3 protein-coding genes and 1 tRNA gene are annotated in these 3,278 nt (G+C 34.7%); 2 read left to right on the forward strand and 2 right to left on the reverse strand.

Annotated elements, in window-relative coordinates; all coding sequences use genetic code 11:
* Both ACIQ6Z_RS09630 and ACIQ6Z_RS09635 read right to left on the reverse strand, forming a co-directional pair.
* Positions 1–571, reverse strand: a 571-nt coding sequence (locus tag ACIQ6Z_RS09630; protein ID WP_396210665.1) for an aminotransferase class IV, incomplete at its 3' end; no start/stop codon positions are given.
* Between the two features lie 51 nt (positions 572–622).
* Complete coding sequence (locus ACIQ6Z_RS09635; protein WP_396210666.1) at positions 623–1,015, reverse strand: START-like domain-containing protein; 393 nt, start codon at positions 1,013–1,015, stop codon at positions 623–625.
* A 149-nt stretch (positions 1,016–1,164) separates the two neighbouring features.
* Between ACIQ6Z_RS09635 and ACIQ6Z_RS09640 the strand changes: the two genes are divergently transcribed.
* Positions 1,165–1,238 (forward strand) — tRNA-Met (locus ACIQ6Z_RS09640).
* 284 nt (positions 1,239–1,522) lie between these two features.
* On the forward strand, positions 1,523–3,278 hold a 1,756-nt coding region (locus ACIQ6Z_RS09645; RefSeq protein ID WP_396210667.1), incomplete at its 3' end, for a glycoside hydrolase family 3 C-terminal domain-containing protein.

Below are 3,278 nucleotides of genomic sequence, written 5' to 3' on the forward strand. Positions count from 1 at the left end.
TACCTTGAAGCATAAAAATATTACCTTGGATAACTTCGACTACATTTTTGCTTTCGTTAAGTAAAATACAGTTGTCTAAATCATTTTCATTGGCATAAATACTAGCTGTAACATGAAGTACTTTATTAGTAGTTTTCAAAGAAGAGAGTAACTGCTTACTAATGTAAAAATCTTTGTACAAATCCACTTCGCAGGATGAAGATTCTAAAATATAAACTTGATTTTGTAATGGAGTGGCATGAATTAAATATGAAATGGTATTGGTAACTGGTAAATAATACCCTCCATCATTGCGATACACAGTAATTCTAACACGGGCAGAATCTAAACAACCTGCTTTATTTGCCGTTGACAACAGTTGTTCTTCAAAAAATTCCATGGTAAAATCCATAGGGATTTCCATTCGTAATATACGCATAGAAGCCATCAGTCTAAAATAATGATCTTCTAAAAAGAGTATTTTACCCTGTACAACTTTTAGGGTTTCAAAAACCGCATCACCGTATAAAAAAGCCCGATTTTGAGTTAGCATATTCTCTTGTGCGTTACTGTCTCCGTTACAATTATCCATAAAAAAAGCCCTGAATGTATTCAGGGCAAATATAAGTCAAAAATAGATTTACTACACTGATCCGATAAGATGTTTTAAATCGGACACTTGATTTTCCCATAGTTGCTTAGCTTCATCTATTTCGTCATGAGGCGCAAAATCAATTATGAGCAAAGAAACGTCTTTGGTTAACTCATCTTCCAAAATATGAATTTCGAAGAAATACTCAGTATCTTTTGCATTATCATCCACCCATTTGAACTTTACCTTTTCACCTGATTTTTTTGAAGCTAATCTTGCCTTCTCTTCAGAGTCATTCCAAATAAAAGTGAAAAACTCGCCACGAGAATTAACATTATCCGCAAACCACTCTGATAACCCAGAAGGAGTAGAAATATATTGATACAATAATTGAGGGGAAGAATTAATGGGAAACTCTATCTCATAGCGTACTTTTGATTCCATGTATACTGTTTAATTTTTTTGAAATATAAGAATATAAAGTCAAAAAAAAAGTGTTTTTAAAAATATTTTTTTGTTAAATATTTCTTGGAAACGATATTATTATTTCTATATTTGCACCCGCGTTACAGGATGCTGTAACCTCTAGAAATGGCGAGATAGCTCAGTTGGTTAGAGCGCAGGATTCATAACCCTGAGGTCCCGAGTTCAAATCTCGGTCTCGCTACAAAAGTAAAACCCCTAATACCAAAGTGTTAGGGGTTTTTTAATGGATTTTACTCTCCAAAATCATCCATACCCTCTGCCTTAGGAAACTGCGTGAGGTTTTTATTATTTCTTTCAAAAGAGAAATTTTGCAATTATTATCTCCATTTTTCTATTTATCTCGCGTCTGCTATTATCGCTTCGTTTGAAAATCTAATTTTGCAACTAATATTTGTTTAATAATTTATAATTGTTTATCATTGTGTCAGTATTACATAATGATATTTTAACCCTAAATTACCTTTTATGAAAATCAGTTTTAAAAAAATAAATGGAATCTTTATCCTATTAATGAGTTCCGCTATTGTGATGGCGCAACAAACCCTTCCTCAATTAGGGAAAAGTCCAATAAATGATGTGGTTAAATCAATGACCCTTCAAGAAAAAGCAAATTTATTAGTTGGTCAAGGAATGTATGTTCCAGGTGTTCAAATTCCAGGTGCTCCTGTTGTACCAACTGAAGCGCAAAAAAGAGTTACAGGTGCTGCTGGGTCTACTTATGCTATACCTCGCTTAGGAATTCCATCTTTAGTGGTTTGCGATGGACCAGCAGGTGTTCATGCATTTAACGGCGGTAAAAGTAGAATCTATTATGCAACAGCATGGCCAATTGGTTCATTATTAGCATCAAGTTGGGATACTGAATTGGTTCGCAAAGTTGGAGCGGCTTATGGAGCAGAGGCCAAAGAATATGGAATTGATGTGATCCTTGGTCCAGGTATGAATATTCACCGTAATCCATTAGGAGGTAGAAACTTTGAATATTATTCTGAAGATCCTGTTATAACTGGGCAAATGGCATCAGCAGTGGTAAATGGAATACAAAGCAACGGAGTCGGCGTTTCTGCTAAACATTTTTTCGCTAACAATGGAGAAACAAATCGTAATTCATTGAATACGATTATTAGTGAACGAGCTATCCGTGAAATTTATTTAAAGGGATGGCAAATCATGTTGAAACATTCAAGTCCATGGACAATCATGAGTTCATATAATTTAATGAACGGGCCTTTTACTTCTGAAAATGGCGAATTGTTAACTACCGTTTTAAGAAAAGAATGGGGCTTTAAAGGCTTCGTGATGACTGATTGGTTTGGCGGCAATAATGCAGTGTCGCAAATTAGTGCAGGTAATAACTTAATTATGCCAGGTAATCCAGAACAAAGTACTGCTATTATAGAAGCAGTAAAATCAGGAAAATTAGCTGAGTCTGTTGTAGATCAAAATGTGTCTGAAATATTAAATATCATAGTTAAGTCACCAATTTTTAATGGGTATCAATACAGTGATAATCCTCCTTTAAAGGAGAATGCGCAAATCGCTCGAGCTGTAGCTGCAGAAAGCATGGTATTATTGAAGAATAATGCAAAAACATTACCATTGGAATCTGGTAGCAAAGTAGCTTTATTTGGCGTTAATCAATTAGAATTGATAGCTGGCGGTACTGGAAGCGGTAACGTAAATAAAATGTATACCGTGACATTAGCAGATGGTTTATTTAAAGCTGGATATACCTTAAATAGCAATTTATATCTTGCTTATTCAAATTATATGGCTGCCGAATTTGCCAAAAGACCTAAGCTTGGTTTTTGGGAAGAATTGATGAGTCCGAATATGCCTATACAAGAAATGGAAGTAGCTACTGATTTAGTTACCAAAGCAGCGAATGAATCTTCAGTAGCAATTATTGCTATTGGACGTAATGCAGGTGAGACAAAGGATCGAAAAGTTAAAGACGACTTTACTTTATCTGAAAAAGAAATTGCACTAATTAAATCCGTTTCAACTGCTTTTCATGCACAAAACAAAAAAGTGATTGTGACTTTAAATATTGGTGGAGTGATTGAAGTGATGTCATGGAGAGAGCAAGTAGATGCCATTTTATTGGCATGGCAACCAGGATTAGAAGGTGGAAATTCAATTGCAGATGTAGTTTCAGGAAAAGTTAATCCGTCAGGTAAATTAGCAACCACTTTCCCAGCTAAATATGAGGATGAAATTA

The sequence above is a fragment of the Flavobacterium sp. genome, assembly GCF_044376915.1.
In the GTDB taxonomy this organism is placed as follows: Bacteria; Bacteroidota; Bacteroidia; order Flavobacteriales; family Flavobacteriaceae; genus Flavobacterium.